18 protein-coding genes are annotated in these 17,509 nt (G+C 63.9%); 6 read left to right on the top strand and 12 right to left on the bottom strand.

Annotation, left to right across the window (positions count from 1 at the left end; translation table 11 throughout):
* The first annotated feature begins 1,093 nt into the window (after positions 1–1,093).
* From ACFFF7_RS16070 to ACFFF7_RS16060, 3 genes are read left to right on the top strand one after another with little or no spacing between them, the layout of a single operon-like run.
* Positions 1,094–1,738 carry a S24 family peptidase gene (locus ACFFF7_RS16070; RefSeq protein WP_379482378.1) on the top strand — a complete coding sequence of 215 codons (645 nt, stop codon included), beginning with the start codon at positions 1,094–1,096 and terminating at the stop codon, positions 1,736–1,738.
* 14 nt (positions 1,739–1,752) lie between these two features.
* On the top strand, positions 1,753–2,178 hold the full coding sequence (locus ACFFF7_RS16065; RefSeq protein ID WP_379482377.1) for a hypothetical protein: 426 nt from the start codon (positions 1,753–1,755) through the stop codon (positions 2,176–2,178).
* Positions 2,169–2,372, top strand: a complete 204-nt coding sequence (locus ACFFF7_RS16060) for a DUF6961 family protein (protein ID WP_379482344.1) — start codon at positions 2,169–2,171, stop codon at positions 2,370–2,372. The genes ACFFF7_RS16065 and ACFFF7_RS16060 overlap by 10 nt, the downstream gene beginning before the upstream one ends.
* A gap of 12 nt (positions 2,373–2,384) precedes the next feature.
* Here the strand turns inward: ACFFF7_RS16060 and mobF are convergent, their stop codons facing one another.
* Genes mobF through ACFFF7_RS16045 form a run of 3 tightly spaced genes read right to left on the bottom strand, consistent with a single transcriptional unit; the run spans position 2,385 to position 8,082 of the window.
* The gene (mobF, locus tag ACFFF7_RS16055) at positions 2,385–5,315 is read right to left on the bottom strand and encodes a MobF family relaxase (RefSeq protein ID WP_379482343.1); all 2,931 of its coding nucleotides are present in this window, start codon (positions 5,313–5,315) and stop codon (positions 2,385–2,387) included.
* A 32-nt stretch (positions 5,316–5,347) separates the two neighbouring features.
* Positions 5,348–7,759 carry a type IV secretion system DNA-binding domain-containing protein gene (locus tag ACFFF7_RS16050; RefSeq protein ID WP_379482342.1) on the bottom strand — a complete coding sequence of 804 codons (2,412 nt, stop codon included), beginning with the start codon at positions 7,757–7,759 and terminating at the stop codon, positions 5,348–5,350.
* Positions 7,756–8,082 (bottom strand): hypothetical protein, encoded by a 327-nt coding sequence (locus ACFFF7_RS16045; RefSeq protein WP_379482341.1) that lies wholly within the window; start codon positions 8,080–8,082, stop codon positions 7,756–7,758. Before ACFFF7_RS16045 ends, ACFFF7_RS16050 begins: the two co-directional genes overlap by 4 nt.
* Before the next feature lie 411 nt (positions 8,083–8,493).
* Here ACFFF7_RS16045 and ACFFF7_RS16040 point away from each other — a divergent pair, with 411 nt between their 5' ends.
* Positions 8,494–8,826, top strand: a complete 333-nt coding sequence (locus ACFFF7_RS16040) for a hypothetical protein (RefSeq protein ID WP_379482340.1) — start codon at positions 8,494–8,496, stop codon at positions 8,824–8,826.
* On the opposite strand, the gene ACFFF7_RS16035 is transcribed toward ACFFF7_RS16040, so the two are convergent.
* Complete coding sequence (locus tag ACFFF7_RS16035; RefSeq protein ID WP_379482339.1) at positions 8,823–9,059, bottom strand: hypothetical protein; 237 nt, start codon at positions 9,057–9,059, stop codon at positions 8,823–8,825. The genes ACFFF7_RS16040 and ACFFF7_RS16035 overlap by 4 nt on opposite strands.
* Positions 9,060–9,386: 327 nt before the next feature.
* Here ACFFF7_RS16035 and ACFFF7_RS16030 point away from each other — a divergent pair, with 327 nt between their 5' ends.
* A complete protein-coding gene (locus tag ACFFF7_RS16030; protein ID WP_379482338.1) occupies positions 9,387–9,629 on the top strand; it encodes a DUF6437 family protein in 243 nt (80 codons plus the stop codon).
* A 109-nt stretch (positions 9,630–9,738) separates the two neighbouring features.
* Here the strand turns inward: ACFFF7_RS16030 and ACFFF7_RS16025 are convergent, their stop codons facing one another.
* From ACFFF7_RS16025 to ACFFF7_RS15990, 8 genes are all read right to left on the bottom strand, one after another.
* The gene (locus tag ACFFF7_RS16025) at positions 9,739–10,125 is read right to left on the bottom strand and encodes a single-stranded DNA-binding protein (protein WP_379482337.1); all 387 of its coding nucleotides are present in this window, start codon (positions 10,123–10,125) and stop codon (positions 9,739–9,741) included.
* A 298-nt stretch (positions 10,126–10,423) separates the two neighbouring features.
* Complete coding sequence (locus tag ACFFF7_RS16020) at positions 10,424–10,855, bottom strand: DUF6915 family protein (protein ID WP_379482336.1); 432 nt, start codon at positions 10,853–10,855, stop codon at positions 10,424–10,426.
* Positions 10,856–10,866: 11 nt separating this feature from the next.
* Complete coding sequence (locus ACFFF7_RS16015) at positions 10,867–11,328, bottom strand: DUF6878 family protein (protein ID WP_379482335.1); 462 nt, start codon at positions 11,326–11,328, stop codon at positions 10,867–10,869.
* A gap of 131 nt (positions 11,329–11,459) precedes the next feature.
* Positions 11,460–12,413, bottom strand: coding sequence for a DUF2493 domain-containing protein (locus tag ACFFF7_RS16010; protein ID WP_379482334.1), 954 nt, complete (start codon positions 12,411–12,413; stop codon positions 11,460–11,462).
* A gap of 291 nt (positions 12,414–12,704) precedes the next feature.
* Complete coding sequence (locus ACFFF7_RS16005) at positions 12,705–13,139, bottom strand: hypothetical protein (protein ID WP_379482333.1); 435 nt, start codon at positions 13,137–13,139, stop codon at positions 12,705–12,707.
* Positions 13,140–13,150: 11 nt separating this feature from the next.
* A complete protein-coding gene (locus tag ACFFF7_RS16000) occupies positions 13,151–14,089 on the bottom strand; it encodes an ArdC family protein (RefSeq protein WP_379482332.1) in 939 nt (312 codons plus the stop codon).
* 153 nt (positions 14,090–14,242) lie between these two features.
* Positions 14,243–16,255 (bottom strand): ParB/RepB/Spo0J family partition protein, encoded by a 2,013-nt coding sequence (locus ACFFF7_RS15995; protein WP_379482331.1) that lies wholly within the window; start codon positions 16,253–16,255, stop codon positions 14,243–14,245.
* Between the two features lie 351 nt (positions 16,256–16,606).
* The gene (locus ACFFF7_RS15990; protein WP_446686293.1) at positions 16,607–17,002 is read right to left on the bottom strand and encodes a MerR family transcriptional regulator; all 396 of its coding nucleotides are present in this window, start codon (positions 17,000–17,002) and stop codon (positions 16,607–16,609) included.
* Between the two features lie 107 nt (positions 17,003–17,109).
* Here ACFFF7_RS15990 and ACFFF7_RS15985 point away from each other — a divergent pair, with 107 nt between their 5' ends.
* On the top strand, positions 17,110–17,505 hold the full coding sequence (locus ACFFF7_RS15985; protein ID WP_379482329.1) for a mercuric transporter MerT family protein: 396 nt from the start codon (positions 17,110–17,112) through the stop codon (positions 17,503–17,505).
* The last annotated feature ends 4 nt before the right edge of the window (positions 17,506–17,509 follow it).

Genomic DNA, 17,509 nt, shown 5'->3' with positions numbered 1-17,509 from the left:
ATTAATTCGCAGAGTATCTACATTTCGGTAGATTCGAACCTGGTATCAAGGCCATGCTCGGCGCAGCGAAACCAACTTCTTTTAGGAGATGACGGTTGACATTCGTTTGTCTGGGGTGGGGTTCGCTTGTGTGGGCTCCACGGAACCTGCCCGTTCGAGGCATGTGGCATCATGACGGTCCAATGCTGCCGATCGAGTTCGCGCGAGAGTCCGGAGACGGTCGCATCACTCTAGTTTTGGTCGGCCAAGGTAGGCCGGTGACAACTCTCTGGGCCGAACTCGACGTACCCGATCTCGACTCCGCTGTGACGGCGCTCTTTGACCGCGAGCGCGTTGAGTGGCTAGGTTCGATTGGGCGGTGGCCATTCGGAACGCGATTACACAGACATGTGGATGCAGTGCAGGCTTGGGCCGAGGAGCGTGGCTTTGATGGAGTCGTATGGACCGATCTTCAGCCCGGAATGAGGGGCAAGAGGAAGCAAGAGCCGTCACTGGATGAAATCCTGCGCCACATTGAGGCGCTCGGTCCTGACGCTCGGAGGGCTGCCGAAGAGTATGTACGTCGCGCGCCGGCCCAGATTGCGACACCGCACCGCGCAGCAATAGAGGCTTTTCTTCTCAGCGGCTGAGCGATCCAGCTGTCCCTATAGGCGTTCGAATACAACGTCGGGTATGCTGTGCGCGAAGGTCAGAGCTAGCAAATTAGAGGAATGCGGTCGCTTAACCGATAGGTGGACATTGAGTCGCCATTTCCTCTGACAACATAAGGCAGCTTTCAGGCAGATTAGAGTTCGCAGCATGACCGCCATGGCGGCGTGCCTCGCCTGCAAGGTAGCGTATCACCCGGTCGCAGGTCTTGGCCCGCGGCAGTCGCCCCCCTCGCAAGTCTTCCACAAACCTCGGATCCCCCACCGCAAGCCGCCCGAACTTGCTCGGCGGCATCCGGCGCTGCACGAGGTAGGTCTCGATCTGATCCAGAAGCTCCATTGACGCCGACTCACTTAGGGCTTGTGTTCTTAGTATGTTCCATATAGGACACCAATCCTAGAGTCTAGGATATTTTCCTATGCAGGCAGTTTTGGAAGCCCCAGAGATGGACGAAGCCCGGGTAGCGCTGGACCGGTTGATCCTTGAGCGCAAATGCACGTACTCAGGGATTTCGCGGCTGCTCGGCCGCAATGTCTCTTATATCCAGCAGTTCATGCGCAAGGGCAGCCCGCGCCATCTCGACGAGCGGGATCGCGCAATCCTCTCGCGATTCTTCGGCGTGGACGAGGCGGTGCTCGGCGGCCCGGCGCGGCGCTCGGGCCCGGTGATCGATCTGGTCCAGGTGCCGATCCTCGATGTCGAAGCTTCAGCCGGGTATGGCGCCCTCGCCGAAATGGAAGCCAAGAGTGCGCAGTTCGGGTTCGATCCCAATTGGCTGCGCAAACTCACCGCGAGCAAGAGCCCGAGCCTCTCGATCATTGGCGTGCGCGGGGACTCAATGGAGCCAACGCTGAGCGATGGCGACGACGTGCTAGTTGATCTTGGCGACAACCAGGCGCGGCTGCGCGACGGGATCTATGTCCTGCGCATGGACGACAGCCTCAATGTCAAGCGGGTTGCGATCGAGCCTCAGGGCAGGCGGATTTCGGTGGTGAGCGACAACCCTGCCTATCCGAGCTGGAACAATCTTGAGCGCCGGGCGGTGAACATCGTCGGGCGGGTGCTTTGGTTCGGGCGCAAGTTACAGTAGCGTTCTCGCCCATGATGATCCTGACCTTGGCCGCGGCGGTGGTTGCCGCAGGCGAATCCTTTACCTGCACACCGACCGCCGTCTGGGACGGCGACGGCCCGATCTGGTGCGCCGAAGGCCCGCACGTGCGCATTTCCGGGATCGCCGCGCGCGAAATGGACGGCAGTTGCCGCGACAATCAGCCCTGCCCTGCAGCCACCGCGCTTCAGGCCCGCGACGCGCTGGTCGACCTGTTTGGCGGCCCACGCGGCAGCTATTCGACTGGCCATATCCGGGTGTCCGGAGCGACGATGGTCTGCCGGTCCGAGGGCTCGGCCGGTGGAAGCCGCACCGCAGCCTGGTGCACCTTCCCTTCAGGACAGGACCTCTCCTGCGCGATGGTCGCAAGTGCAACCGTGCTCAAGTGGGACCGCTATTGGCGGGGCCATCGATGCCGCTGAGTGACTGGGAGCTCTGGGCCTGCGCCAGCACGGTGCTCAAGACCCACGGCGACAAAGCCGCTTCCCATGTTGCCGAGCAAATTGGCGCGCTCGCGATTCTGGACGACGAGGAAGGCATTCGCACCTGGCAGGAGATCGCCAGGCGGATCGAGCAATTGCAGGCCGGTGCCGAGGCGCCGGGTACACGCCACTGAGCACCGCTTCGATCAGATCCCGATCTCGAATGGCTTGACGATCGACCGGTCCTTCTCGGGCGGTTGCTTCTCGGGTGCCGGGATTGCTGCCTGGCCCTTGGCCTGTCCATTGGCCGCCGCATCGCGCAGCAATCCGACGGTTTCGAGGGCGGAGCGCTTCATGCCGGTGTTGCGCGTCACAGCCGCCTCAAGCCGCGAGGCATTGTTGACGTAGAGCGTCAGCCCATCGCGCAGCCGGGTGATGGTGACGAGGAAGGTCTGCTGGTTGGAAAGATTGCGCTCTCGGCTGTCCATCACCGCGATCCCGCGATCCGAGGTCAGCCCTTGGGCCATATGGGCGTTGAGCGCATAGGCGAGATCGAGGCGTTTCAGCATTGGATCGTCCTTGCCGAGCAGGTGCTCGATACCGGTCGATGTGGTGAGACGCACGCCGCCGCCCTCAATCGCTGTAATCCGTGCCTGATCAGCGTTGAGCAGCCCGCGCTTGTGGTCGGTGTGGGTCCAGCGAATGCGATCGCCGCCATGCAGCGACAGATCCTTCGGCTCATAGAGCCGCAAGGCATCGTGTTCACCTTGCGGGCGCAATCGTCCCGGGCGAAATTCGAAGCGCTTGCCGCGCTCGTTCTCGAGTTCGACCCGCTCGCGCCGGCTGTCTCTGCCTACTACCCTGTAAGTGCTTTTGAGCAGCCCCTGCGCGCGCTTGTCGCGTTCGACCTCGACCACCATGCCTGCCTTATAGGTAGAAGTATGACGCAGTTCCTCCTGGGTCGTATTGATCCGGGAAAGCACCTGGAGGCGCAGCGAAGGCTCGCCGATTTCACCATTGGCCTTGAGACCGGTCTGGACCGCCTCGTTGACCTGGTTCCTTAAATCCCGCCCTGACGCGTACATCGCGGTGCCCTCCCGGTCTGCCGGCGATAACGAGAGCCACGCTGCAGCCGCCTCGATCGCCGCCCCCTCCCTAACCTCGACGACGTTGCGGCCGAGATGACGCAGCGCTTCGTCGATATGGCCGCCTTGCGCTGCGTGCTGGGCTGAGCGCAGCGCCTTGTCGCGGGCGCGGATGTTGACATTCATGGTCGCGGTTTCGGCACCCGCCTGCTGCATGACGTCGAACGGCTTGCCGGCATCGACCGCGCCCAATTGCTTGCGGTCCCCGATCGCGGCGAAGCGTTCGAGTTCGAGCAGGTTGGCGAGCCGGACCAGCTTCTCCTTGTCGGCATTGCCGACCATCGAGGCCTCGTCGAGCAAAACCACAGTACCGCGAAGCTCGGCCTTTGCCTTGGCCAAAGCCCCCTTGTCGCCGCCATCCAGCAGCGCGGCGTGGCGCTTCAGAAACCGTGCCACGGTCATCGACGGGATTCCGGTATCGCGTTCGAGCATCTGGACCAGCGTGTTCTGGACCGCGAGCCCCAGCACCTGCTTGCCCTCCTCGCGCAGGATATCGGCGACAGGCTTGAGCATGGTGCTCTTGCCCGCCCCGGCGATCCCCTGGATCGCTACGATGCGGTTGTGCGAGCCGAGCAGAAGGCGTCCCGCAGCCTCCTGCCCCGGGTTCAAGGTCATGCCGTATTTGAGCTGCGAAAGTGCCTGGAGGCGCGTGCCGACCTGCTCCGGGGCGATTATTGAAGGTGCCCTACCCCTCCCCTCCTCGATAGCCGCGACGATGCGCTGCTCGGAAGCAATCGCCCCTGCCGTGGTGACCAGACCTCGGTCCGCGCCCTTGCCGCGCTGGAGCTGTCCCTGCCGCTCCAGCTGCATAACCCGGCGCTCGATCGCGGCCATGCTGGCGGGCAGACCGAAGCCGAGCGCGGTCCTGTAGATGTCGGTGCGGGCAAAGGCCGCCTCGCGTTCGGAGAGGTGTCGGATTGCCGAAGCCACCGCATGGATCGCGGCGACCTCTTGCTGCGGCCGGCGCGCCAGATCGGCGGGAACCAGTGCATCGCCCTCGCGCAATCCAAAACGCTCGGCGAGCGCCGCGACCAGTTCCTTGCCGCGGACCGCGAGATCGCGCGCAGCGGTCGCAATGCCGCCAGAATGGCCGAGGTCACTTGCCGCCCTGGCATTGGCCCTGGCAATCACTGCCCTGGGATCAAAACTCATTGCCGCGGCCTTGTCGGCCCATTGCCTTGCGAGCGCCGAGCGATCCTCGATCGTCTGCTTTTCCGAGCGGGTCTTGAGATTGGCGAGATTGCGCGCGGCGAGGCCACTGGATGCCATTCCGCCGAGCTCTTGCAGGATTTCGGCGCGGCGCGAACTGAAGGCATCGCGGACCTCTTTGGGCACACCTGCCGCCTCGAAATTGCCGTGCTTGCCGATCTCGCCGACCTCATAGCCGAGCCGTTCGACCGAGAGCCGGAAGCGCGCCATTGTCATCGCGTTGAGGAGCGTGTTGTGCTCCCAGAGTTTGTCGTTGCGCAGCGCCCGCCACTTGCCGTCAGGCCCCTGTGTGGCATTGGCAACGACCGCATGGATATGGGCATTGGGTTCCTGGTTGCGGTTGGTGTCATGGCTGAACAGCGCAACCAAGAGATTGCCGGTTTGGACCACTTTCTCCTTACCCTTCACCTCCAGCCTCGTTTCGGCGAGGTTCTTTTCTGCCCAGGCCAGGGTCTCCTTGACCGCTTCGGCATAGGCCTCGAGGATGCGCTTGTCGCCGCCAACAAGGGCCAGCAGCGACCAGCTTTTGGGCATCGAGAAGGTCAGGTCGGTCCCGGCACGGTGTTCACGCTTGTCACTGCCGAGGCGGCTGCCATCGGGGAGAAATCCCTTGAGCACCGCCTCGAACACTTTGGGATCAACCTCGCCCGAGAGCCCCAGTCTGTCGGCACCTTTGCCGAACCATGCCCCCGACCGATCGGCGTCGGCGCGGGTGTAGTAATTGTCGGCCGCGAAGTATTTGGCGGCGCCGCCGGCAGTGCGGACATTGGCAACGGATAGCATGTCACACGCTCCGGCGGGCGCCTTGGCCCGATTCAGATTTCCATGTCAGCTTCACCGAGCCCGCGCTCGTCGCGGGTGGGTTCGTCGGGCTCGGACAGGCCATCCTCCAGCATCAGCTTGCGAGCATCGGCGGCGGCGCGTGGCACGCCTTGCCGAATATCGGGCTTGGGCTCGCTCGCGGGCTTGTCGGGCTTCGGTGCATCGCTGCGCTGGGCCTCGTCCTTGCCCTTTTCCTGGCCTTCGCCGCTGCCGGCCCGCAGCACCGCGTCTTGCGATAGCGTCGCTGCGGCCTGGCCTTCGCTGGCGGAAGCAGATGGCGCGACTTCCCCTACCCGCTCGGGCGAATTCGCGCCCGCAGTGAGCGGGGAGAGATCGACCGCGCGCGCATTCCGCAAAGCCTCGGCAACCGGTTCGCGCTGGCGTGCTTCGCCGTCGCCAACTGGCGCGGCTTGTCCGGCCCGGAGAGCCAGTTCGCCTTGCCGGGGGACGATCCGCTGACCCGCGCCATCGTCGTTGGACGAGGGCGGATCGCTCGGGCCGCTTTCGCCGGCTGGCGCAGGCGCGGGAAGTGGGCCCTGAGGAGGACCGTGCGGCGGCCCCGATGGAGGACTTTGCGGCGCACCGCCTCGCGCTTGCCGGTCGCCATCGTCCGCACGGCGGATGAAGGGTTCGGCCCGTTTGCGACGATCGACCGGGGTCAGCTTGACCGGGGCTGCGGGGAACCCGTCGGGGAACTTGAGGAAGCCCGTAAGCCGCGGCAGGTTCATCAGCTGGTCGGGGAGCAGTAACGGCTCGATGTGCTTGCGCGAGGTCAGGCTGACCGCATCGCGGGCGTTGTTGTAGCCGTAGGTATAGCCTTCCTCCATGTCGCGGACCTGGGTGTGGCCGATGAAGTCCGAGCACCAGGTCGCGGTCTCGCGGTCGGCCGTGCCGAGGATCAGCTTGGTCCGGGCGAGCGACGACAGGGTCATCGCCATATTCTCGCCGTAGACCTCCTTGAGCTTGGCATAGGCATGGATCCCGGTGACGATCGCGCCGCCGAAATTGCGCGCGGTCTGCAACCCCTTTTCGAGCGCGGGCAGGCGGTGCAGCGCGCCGAGTTCGTCGACGAAGAACCACATCCTGAGCTCACGGCTCCGCTCCATTGCCATAAGCGTGTTCATGGCGAGATCGAGCCAGACGGTCAGGAGCTGTGAGCACACGCTCATGTCGACATAGCGCGCCGAAATGAACACCATCGATCCATCGCGCGCGTCGCTTTCGATCCATTCGCGAAGCGAAAACTGCCTACCCTGCCGGGGCAGGAGCTTCAGCGCCTTGGCATTGGCGTTGAACACCGCGCGGATCGATTCCGCCATGCGCGCCGCCTCGGGTGCGGTCAGCGGATCGGCGATGGTCCCGCGCATCAGGCGGTGTACGGCAGCAAGATCGGCAGTCATCAATTCTGCCGCCAGGGCCTCGTTGCTCGCCTGGCCGCGGGCGCGCAGCTTGAGACACATCTCGACGAACAGCAGGCGCGCGGCGAGCACCCAGAACTGCTCGGCGCCGCCGCCATCGTGAGGCACGAGCGCCTCGGCTGCAGCGGTGAACTCGGCTTCATCGTGGCACTCGTCGAACACACTCCACTGCGGACAGCGGGCATCGAGCGGGTTGAGGATCACGTCGCGCGAGGGATCGTAAAACTGCTCGATGAAGGTGCCGGTGAGATCGAAGATCACGCCGCGCTGGCCGCGCGCCCTCGCCTCCTCGATCATGTCCGAGAGCGCGACTGTCTTGCCCATGCCGGTGGTGCCGATCAGCATGGCGTGGCTCTGCTCGAGCCGCCAGGGATAGGTCACCTTGGCAAGGCGCGAGGGGTAATAGGGGAACACCCGATCGAGTTCCTTGCCGCTGCACAGCCGGTAGCGCCATCCGAGCGCGGCGGTGAGTTCCTTGGCCCTCTCGGCAAGGTTGTGGACGCGAATCTCTTCGATCAATTCAGGGAGCGTGGCGAGCATCGCGCCGCGCTCGTGCTTGCGCTCTTTCGACTTGCGCCCGAAGCGCGCGGCGAACCAGTAGAACAGCGCGAAGGCCGGCACGAGCAGCAACGCGACACGCAGCAGTACACTCTCCATGATCGAGACCATATGCCCCCAGGCGCGCACCACCGGCGGGAACGCTTCGAGCATGGCAATCGGGAATTTGACCGTACCGCCAAACGCGGTTTCGAGCGCGATCTGCTTGTGCGGATCGAATTCCATGAAGCGATAAGCGGCGGCGTAGAGCTTCATCCAGACGAGGTAAGTTTCGTGATCGGTGAGCCCGGAGGTGAGCATCCACCAGGACATCCATGAGAGGACCATGGCAGCAATGATCAGCGGCCCTTTGAGACCGGCTGCGAACATGAAGCCGAAGTGGCCGAGCAGCTGGCTGCCGCGCGTGAAGTTGACGAGGCCCTTTTTCATTTTGCGCCTCCCTTGGTCGGGACGACGTCCATGCCGGCTTCCTTGCAGCGGGATTTCCAGGCGGTGTGAGCCCGCTCGCGCAAGGTATGATCGGGGTGTCCCGACAAGAGCGCATCGAGCCCCACGAAAGCGAACAGCGACTGGCGGTAGAGCTTGCCGAGGAGACCCCGGTCGCTCTCGGCCGGAAGCTCATTTTCGACCGATTTCTTGAGCTGCGATCGAAGCCATTCGCTGACGGCGAGACCGTTGGCAGCGGCGGCGGTTCGAACCCGCTCGGCAAGCTCGGGCGAGACATAGACTTGGAGGGATATTGGTCTTGGCATTGTCCAGATTCCTTCGTGTTCGGAACCTGGTTTGCGCTCGCAAGGCAGTGGTGAAGCTACATCAAACAAAAGAACATGTCAAGAACCTTTAGGCCGCGCAATCCCGCCACCTCCACGCGCTCAGCAATCACAGTGATTTGTAATTTCTGCTGTAAATCAATCTAATTGAGAAGTGACATAAGGTGTTTTCTAGCCTGGAAATGGCCGGATTGTGCCCTGTTCCAGCCTGCGACATGTCGCGTACGGTGTGCCCCCTGTCCCCCACTTCGAAATGCGGTGCCAGTGTTTTGGTTTGAACGGGTTTGAACGGCATTGAACACAGGTCCGGTCGGACCTCCGCCCTAGCGGAAAGTTGCTTCGCCTGCGCGTTCGGCGAGTAGGATGCAGCCCGTTGGGATGAGGAGATTGCGAATGCCCGAACAAGAATCGCAGGGGACCGGCTCGGCCAATACCCATTGGGATCGGCTGCCATCAGAAACTCAGGAAGCGTTGAAAGAATTTGCCCGAGCGCTGGCGCGGATCACCGCAAGAGTCATGGTCGGGAACCGGATTCAAGTCGATATGGATGATCCTGCAGTCGCGCGCGAGATGCTCCAGATAACCTTCGATGCCGTCTGCCTAGGCGGAGCCAAGCGCGCGAAATCGGCACGTCGGACCAAGGCCCGGGATCCAAGCAAAACGAAAGGGGAAGCCCGGATGCCCGGACTTCCCCTCGGCTGCGTTGCCCTCGATTCGAATGCCTAGATTTCGTCGCAGAGCTTGCTCGGCACAGTCTCGACGATCCGGTCGTAAAGGCGCGGTGCCAGTGCCCCGTAATCGCCCTCGTCGACGGTGATGAACCCCGCTTCGTCGTCGGTCAGCACGTACTGGTTGAAGTAGCTGTGGTAGGACCGGGCATGCGCCCGATCCAGCGCGGCAAGGTATGCGGCCTGGTCAAAGTGCAGCGGCGTGGCGGTAAGGACAGCAGATACGATCATGGCAAGTCTCCTGATGTTCGATGCTTCGCATCAGGGACCGTGAGGATGGGGGCGACGGGACGGGTCAGGGACCGCGTGGCACACGCGGCCGCGAAGCGGCGATGGGGGCAACGATTTTGTGGAAGGGCCTTGGCCCTGGAGCAAAATGGTGGGGCCCCGTCGTCCTTGACGCGTCCCCAAAGCCGCCATCACGATAGGCCTTCTCGCGAGAGAGCACTCCCCCCTTTCGTTAAACGGCCGGCTTCTCGACAAACCATTTTCCTACAAGCCCGCGACCTGCGAAACGGTCCTGCAGGAGGGGACCGACGGCCAGCGAAAGGAATGATGATGGCCAGGTCCAAAGTGAGCGCACGCGATGCGCTGTTGAAAGTGCAACGCCAGCGTGAGGAACTTGCCGCCGTGGAAACGAAGCTGCGCGAAGGCGCCGCGACCGAACTCGGCAGGGTCCTGCTCGAATGCGGTGCCGAGACGCTAGAGCCAGCGCAGTTCAGGCAGTTGATCCGCCAGTCGATGACGCTCGGGATCGACGAGAGCCTCAAGCGCCTCGCCTCCACGCCCAAGGCTTCCTGACGCGGCGGCGCGGGGTTCGATGCCCCGCACCGCCGCCTCGGGCCCCAAGCAAAACAAAAGGCCCCGGTGGCTCGCGCCGCCGGGGCCTCTTGCCGGGTGAGCTTAGGCTTCAGTCCTCGATGTCGGGGGCACTTTCGTTGTCCGTCGCGCGGCCCTTGGTGAGGAAATCGACCTTGTCGGCGATGATCTCGCAGCCGTAGCGCTTGGTGCCGCTCTGATCTTCCCACTGGGTGTAGTGGATGCGCCCTTCGACGGTCACCAGCTGGCCCTTGGTGCAGTACTTGGCGACGTTCTGGCCGAGCCCGTTGAAGCAGGTGATGCGGTGGAACTCGCTGTCCTTCACGGTGTAGCCGTTTTCGTCCTTGTAGGTCTTGCCCTCCTTGCGGGCGGGCCGGTCGGTCACCACCGAGATCGAGGTAATGTTGGTGCCGCCCTGGGTGCTGCGGGTTTCGGGATCGCGGGCGATGCGGCCGACGAGCATTACGAGATTGGTCATGGGTCTTCTCCTGATCGAGCATCCGGAACCATCCCGGCTGCGAACCCGAGTGAAGAAGCGGCCAACGGCGATACGCACCGAAGGGGAACCCCAACCGGTCCGGGTGGTGCGGGCAGCCGCCCGAAGGGTGGCAACACGGCCGGACAGGGTGCGGGTTGCGTCTCGTCCGGGGGCTGATTCAAGGGACGGTTCGCGAAGAAGCCGAGTTGTTCTGGAAGCGTGGTCCGAAGACCCCCGCCTCCCTCGCGCACGTCTTTTCCGTCCTGCCTGTGATCCCTCCAGCCCAGGCGGACTGATGTCAGATCGCGATGCGCAACCGCCGGTTTTCGCCATTGGGCAGATCCGCATTCGAAGCGGCTCCGTCCGGCGCGGCCCACCCGGCATTGACGTCCAACGGCTCGTCGAGGCGGTGCCCGCGCAGCATCCAGGTCTGCGGGGTGATAAGGCGCGCCCAGTCGGCGAACGAGGGGATCGAGCCCAGGTCCTCGCGCACGTGCTGCTCGCCGATCAGACGCACCGGAACGATACGTCCGTCGGCATTGACGATCGTCGCCCCGAAGACACTTTCGAGCATGAAGATGCCTTCGGCATGATGGCGCAAGGCGCGGTGCCGGGGGTCTGCCAGAATGGCCTTGGACTGATCGAACCACTGGTGCAGCGGGAGATAGTCTTGCGGTGCCCCGCCCCATTTGCGGACAGAGGACAGGGCGTGAAAATAGCAATGTGCCATGACGTCCTCCTCTAGAGACCGGTGAAGTGTTCGTCGTAACCGGTGTAGCGAAGGCTGCACTCGAGCACGAAGTCGGCTTGCGCCACTTCGATCACCAGCATCCCGCACGATCCGTCGTTGATTTCCCAGCCCGGATGAAAGCGTTCGAGCGCCAGATAGGTGAGGGAATCGAGCGCGCCGGCCAGCATCAGCGGACCTTCGCCAGTGGGTTCGCGCGCCACCTCAAAATCGAACTGCGCGATTGCGACCTCGGGACACGGGACGGTGTTCATCGCCACATCGAAGCATTCGCATTGCTCGACCGCGCCACTGTCGCCGCAACCATCGAAACGCACTTCGACTCGGGTAATACCGGCCTCGCCAAGCGGGCCGAGCACGGCCTGCTTGAGATGCTCGATTTCGGTCTGGGCCTTGATGGCGCGTTCGGCCTGACGCTCGTGAAAATCGGCCATTACTTGAGTCATATCGACCATCGGAAAATCCTCCTGTGCTGGGGATCGGGCGGCCATTCCGCCTGTCTCCATTGGCACAGATGCGAGCCTCTCCTCTGTCCCGGTCATGCCAGCGCCGCACATCGGCGCTGGCGCGGGCGGCCGATCGGCCGTCAGTCGGTAGACGGCGACTGCGCCTTGGGGCTGGTGCCGAGCGGACCGCGGCGATCGACCACCGTTATCCGGCGCGTCTTGGCTTCGATGACCAGGCGTTCGAGAACGCCATTGCCGGGGAAAGCGACGACGTAGCGCGGATCGAGCGACAGCATCCGCTCGTTGCGCTTGAAGCCCGCGCGGGCGCCAAGCCGCATGTCGAGCGAGAACGTCACTTGCGGAATGTTGCGGCGCTCGGCCCAGCTGGAGGCCAGGCGGTCAACGCCCTTGGTGTCGCCGCCGTGGATCAGCACCATGTCGGGGACGCGATCGCGAACCTTGTCGAGGGTGGCCCAGACGTTGTTGGCGAAGGTCAGTGCGTCGGCTTCGGCGGCGTGACGGGTGCGTCCACCGGCGAACACCACCGGCGTGCCTTCGGGCATCGCCGCGCGGCGCTTGGCCTCGGTCCGGGCACGCAGGAAATCGCGCCCCTCGACCAGCGCGGATGTGAGCATCGCACCGTGGTTGAAGCGCGAACTCGATACCGGCTTCCAGGACGAACCGAACTCGTTGAGGTAGAGGCTGGCTGCGACCTCGCGCATCTCTTCGAGCGCCAGCATGGCGCTCTCGGCGCATTGCGCGCGCTCGACCTGGGTTTCGAGTTCATGGGTGTGGATCTCGCTGCCATCGGCGGTCGCGACAAGTGCCCGGACCTCGTCCGTGGCGCGGTCGAGCGCGGTGGATTTGCGTGTTGCGGAGCGGTGAAAGAGGTTGACGAAAGCCCAGCCCAGATCCTCGGCATCGGCTTCGAGCGCGGTTCCGGAGACAAGCGCGAAGAGATCGGACCAGACCGCCTCGAGTGTCTGTACGACGGCTTCGCGAACGGGAAAGTCGCTTGTCGATACCGGGGCGGGACCGATCGAAAAGCCGGCGAGATCGAGACCGGCAAGCTGGTCGGTGAAAGATGTATGCATGGACGTGTCCTCCTGACTGACGTGAGGCTGACGCTGCGACAAATGGCTGCGCCAGCGAGAGCCCGTCAGGGCCAGCGCGAAGGCGGAACCCCGCACCGATCAGGGGAACCCGCTTTGGCAGGCTGGCGCGGGCAGGCTTGGCCAGAGCCAAGCCAACACGGGCCTGCCAAAGCCGGGTTGCGGGGACCGCCGGCTGGCCCAGGGCCTCTCTCGCATGGAGACAGCCATGAGTTGCACCGCTCGGCTGGGATCAGGGAAACGGCCACGACATTCGTGCCGGGGGCTGCGGTTTCAGGCAGCGCGCCTGCGGTAGACGCCCTCACCGTTCGACATGTGCCCGAGGCAGTCGTAGTCGCCAAACAGCGCATCGAATCGCGGCGCGATCTGGCTTAGCCAGTGCTGCGCCCGCGGGCTGCGCGCGGTGCGCCATTCGGCATCCCAATAGGCACCGTCATCGCGTTCGGCGATCCAGACTGCAACCAGGCCGCCATAAACCGAGACGCCGAAGTCGGCGAACGTGTTGCGCAGGAGGATCCGGTCCTCGCGGCCGCGCCAGCCATCGTGATCGCCAAGCGATGGAAAGGCTGCTGCTGCGCGGGTCCTGAGGTCCTCGCGCAGCCACTCGTATTCGAAGTCAAGATCCCGCTCGTTGGCGTCATCGTCATCGACCTCGACCGTGGTGAACGCGACCAAGGCGCCGCTGGGATAGCTGACCGATCTGCCCATGACGTCCTCCCTCACGCTGCGAGTGCGACATCGTCGGGCTCGCCCGCGTCATCTGCGGCCACTCGTCCTCCAAGCCCGAGCAGCAGGCTCGAGGCTTCCTCGGCCTTGGCGGCAGCGGTCAGGATTGCCCGGTCGTCATCGCGCAGGAGCTTGAGCCAATGCTCGATGTAGCTCGCATGGCTGTCGAGGTGCGTCACCGGAAGACCAAGCTCGGCACCGAGCATCGCGCTTGAGAGCTCGGCGATCAGTTCCTCGGCGGCATAGGCCGCCGTGCCGAACCGGTTCTTGAGATCACGCGAAAGGCGGCTGGGATGGCCAGTCCAGTGCGAAAGTTCGTGCGCGAGCGTTGCGTAGTAGTGGTCGAAGCCCGCAAACAGGTGCGCGGGCGGCATCGTAATCCGGTCGGCAACCGGCTCGTAGTAGGCTTCACCGCCCTGGTGGCGCAGGTTGACCGGGATCGCTGCGAAAAAGGCGTCGAGCTCGGCCTCGCGACCCTCGGGCTCGACCAGATCGAGCGAGGCGGCAGGATAATATCGCTCGGGGAGGCATTCGACCTGGTCGGCGTTGAACACCGGATAAGCCCTGAGCACGCGGCGGGCTTCATCTGACTTCTCACCGGTATCAGGCGCTTCTAACTCCTTGGTGTAGCTCTTGTAGAAGATCGCGATGGTCGACTTCTCGCCCTTCCTGACCTGTGCTCCAAGGCTCTTCGCCTGATTGTATGTCATCCAGTAGGGCGAGGCGTAACCGCACATGTCGGCGACCATCCACAACCAGAACACATTCATGCCCCGATAGGGAATGCCGCAGGCCCGCAAGGGCCGCGACATGGGGACGCCGCGCCAAGGCTGTATCCATGGCTTGGTGCCGGCCTCAAGCCGGGCGATGATTTCCTGGGTGATGCGGGTGGCGGGCGACAGCGTGCTGCCACCCGGCTTGCGATAGGCCATGGTGGGTCTCCTGATCCGGCCTGCCAGCAGGTTCGCCGGACAGGTCCGAAGACCCCCGCGCTCCCTCTGCTCTGCTTCCAAAAAGGAAGCGGTCCCCTGCCCAAGGGCAGAGGACCGCTTCAGGGGACGAGTAGTCTGCCTGTCAGGAGGAGGTCAGGCAGCCAGCTCGCGGGGGGTCTGATGATCGTCGTTGGCGCCTTCTGCGGCGGTCAGGGTGCCATCGCCGGTCTGTACGTCTGCCAGTTCTGCACCCTCGGCCAAAACGGGCTCAGTGCTTGCGAAGCGCATGACCTCGGGCACCCAGGCAAGCGCGCGTTCGCGCACCTCGACCTCGGTGATGTAGGTCCCGGCGAAGACGCGTTCAGCGCTCATCGCGAGATCGCCCTTCTTGACCGAGGCAAAGCGGCTCGAGAGATCGGGGCCGCCGACATCGGCGAGTGCGTCGAGGATCACCGCCTTGGACACCCGGTCGAAGTAGTTCGCTGCGGTCGGACGCCACCATTGCGCCATATCGATCCCAATCAGGCCGCCGAGGTGGTCGTGGATGCCGATGGCGCGTTCGCCCGCCATCCTGAGGCTCGCTTCGAGCGTGCGTGCGACGACAAAACCCAGCCAGGCCGTGCGTGCTTCGTCGCTCATTGCCCGGAACCGGTCGAAGCGCGCCGACGCGTCCTCACCCGCGCGCCAGCCTTCATAGAGGCCTGACTTGAACTCGGCGAGCGATGCGCTTGCCGGGGCATCCTTGGCCTCGAAGCCGACGATCGGACCGGCCGGCACACCGCCGCGGATCGTCGTTGCCACACGCGCGCGGTAGTCGAGCGTATCGGCGTCGGCCAGCGTGAAGACCATGAAGTCGAGCGCAAGCCCGGGATCGGAGGCAACGTGAAGCGCGAGGACATCGCGGCGCTGCATCGCGAGCTCGTCGACCAGGCGCTTCGAGAGCGCCGCACGACGCTTGCCTCCTTCACCCTCACCCGTGACGATCTCGAACGCGTCGTTCTCGCCGCCGACCTCGGTCTGCCGCTCGCCATAGAACACCGGCTGGAGCACCGGCGTCCCGTCGCGCGACAGGACGAGGATCATGCCGGCTTCGGCTTTGAGCTCGGGGTCGAGCACCGGTGGACGCGCACGGATATCCTGGCATTCGCGCTCGATCGCTTCGATCGCAGCTTCAGCCGCCGTGACGGCTTCCTCGGCGCTGTCCTCGTCTTCGAGAATTGCGGCGTGCTCGTCGTAGGAGGCATCGAGCACGTCGAGCCGGGCCAGTTCTTCTTCGGTCAGCGGCGCGGGTTCGGCGGGGAGCCGGACCAGCCCTTCGACCAAGTCGTGGCTGGCGTAGGAATCGAGCGTCGGCTTGACCCAGGCCAGGCCCTGCTCGGTGGCAAGCGCTTTGGCTTGCTCTTCCATCTTCGCCGCGGCGAGTTCTTCGAGGAGTGCAACATCGGCCCAGGCTTCGCTGTCCTCGTCATCGAACAGTTCGCGCTCGATCCGGCCGCCGGCGGCGAGATAGGCATCCCGGCCGACGAGCCGGGCACGCGGATCGCTGCCGCGCACGGTGCCCGAGAGTACCATGCGGCGGATCGAGTCAGGATTGGGCGCATAATAGCCCGTCGAGACCTGCTCGAAGACCCGAGCCTGGATCTGCTGGTCCGGGGTCGCGCCGTAGGCCTTTGCCAAGTCGAGCGTGATCTCACCCGAGGCCAGCGCCTCGAAGACGACAGGAGCCAGCCTGGCGAGGCGCAGACGGCCTTCGACGAAGCGGACAGTGAGGCCGAAACGGCGGGCAACCTCCTCGACCGAAGCCCCGGCATCGATCAGCGCGGCAAAAGCCTGGGCTTCGTCGGCCGGGTTCATGGCGAGGCGGTGGAAGTTTTCGGCAAGGCTGGTCTCTTGCCCAACTTCGGCAGTGTCTTCGAGCACCAGGCAGGTCACCTCGTGGTCCTTGGGCAGGATCTTATCGTCTGCCAGCGCCAGCATCGCCTTGCGGCGGCGTTCGCCGGCCTCGACCTCGAACTTGCCCTTGGCACCGGGGCGAACGATGAGATTTTGCAGCAGGCCGCGTGCTGCAATGCTGGCCTTGAGCTCGGCGTCCGCCGCTGGATCGGCATGGCGCCGGACATTGCGGGGGGACTGAACGAGCTTGTTCAGCGGGATCGTCTTGATCATGGGACATACTCCTGACTGCGAGCCCGAAACGTCGACCATCGACGCCCGATTGGCTCAATCAGGAAACAGCCCACTCTTCTCTAGCTTTATTCGGCACCGCAGGCTTGTGCGATCGTGTTATGGTGTGCTTCGCGGATCGACCAGAGCCGAAGACTCCCGAGCGCGGTGATATTGGTGCCAGGGTCGAACACGGTGTCGCGTCACCAGAGGGCATCGTCTTGTCGCGAAAGTCGTGGCCTACGTTGTGTAAGAACTTGAGGCCGTAATTGATCGCCTCCTGCCGCTCTCATCGACTGATACGTCTATCATCGCATCCTCAGCGGCGCCGATGCCTGCCCAATCGTCCTTGGCTCAATGCCCCGTTGCGTAGCCTTCTTCTGGTCGCAGAATATCAAGTATCGCACATTCCGGCACATTGTCGCCCGAGCATTGCGAGGCGGTTTGTGACAGGAGCGCTTCGATGCGGCGCAAGTTGGAAATCCGCTGGCGCACATCCGCCAAATGAGCCTCAGTCTTGAGTTTGACCTCCGCGCAGGTTTGCGTTCCGCTGTCCGTCAGCGACAGGAGCGAGCGTGTCTCTTCCATCGCGAATCCCATATCGCGCGCGCGCAGGATGAACTGTAACCGCTGCACCAGATCTGGCGAATATACCCGGTAGCCATTGGCTGAGCGTGGCGGCGGCGGCAGCAACCCGACCTTCTCATAGTAGCGGATGGTTTCAAGGTTGCACCCGGTCAGCTTTGCCAATTGTGCCCGCCGAAGACCTGTCTGATGTGCCATAAAAAACCTCTTGAGCCTGTAGCTACTACAGGGATTACACTGCGCATCAAGAAATCCGAAGGGAGTTTTTCACCATGACATCAGCACCGGAATCGGGGTCATCGACACTCACTCCCGACAAGGGGCCAAAGGGGGCGAACTGGATTGCCACCGGAGCGCTGATCGGTGCCGGACTGGCATCGGCCTGCTGCGTCGTGCCGCTGCTGCTGGTCACGCTTGGCATTTCAGGAGCGTGGATCGGCAACCTGACGGCGCTGGAGCCTTACAAACCCTATGTTGCTGCCGTGACGCTGGCCCTACTCGGCTTTGGGTTCTGGCACGTCTATTTCAAACCGATGCGGCCGTGCGAGGACGGTTCCTACTGCGCCCGTCCACAATCGGCGCGCACCACCAAGATCGTGCTGTGGCTCGGCCTGACCATCGTCGTGATCGCGCTCACCCTCGACTGGTGGGCACCCTATTTTTATTGAAAGG

It is taken from the genome of Novosphingobium aquiterrae (assembly GCF_042434435.1).
GTDB classification, from domain to species: domain Bacteria; phylum Pseudomonadota; class Alphaproteobacteria; order Sphingomonadales; family Sphingomonadaceae; genus Novosphingobium; species Novosphingobium aquiterrae.
This window is presented reverse-complemented; position numbering and strand designations above follow the sequence as displayed.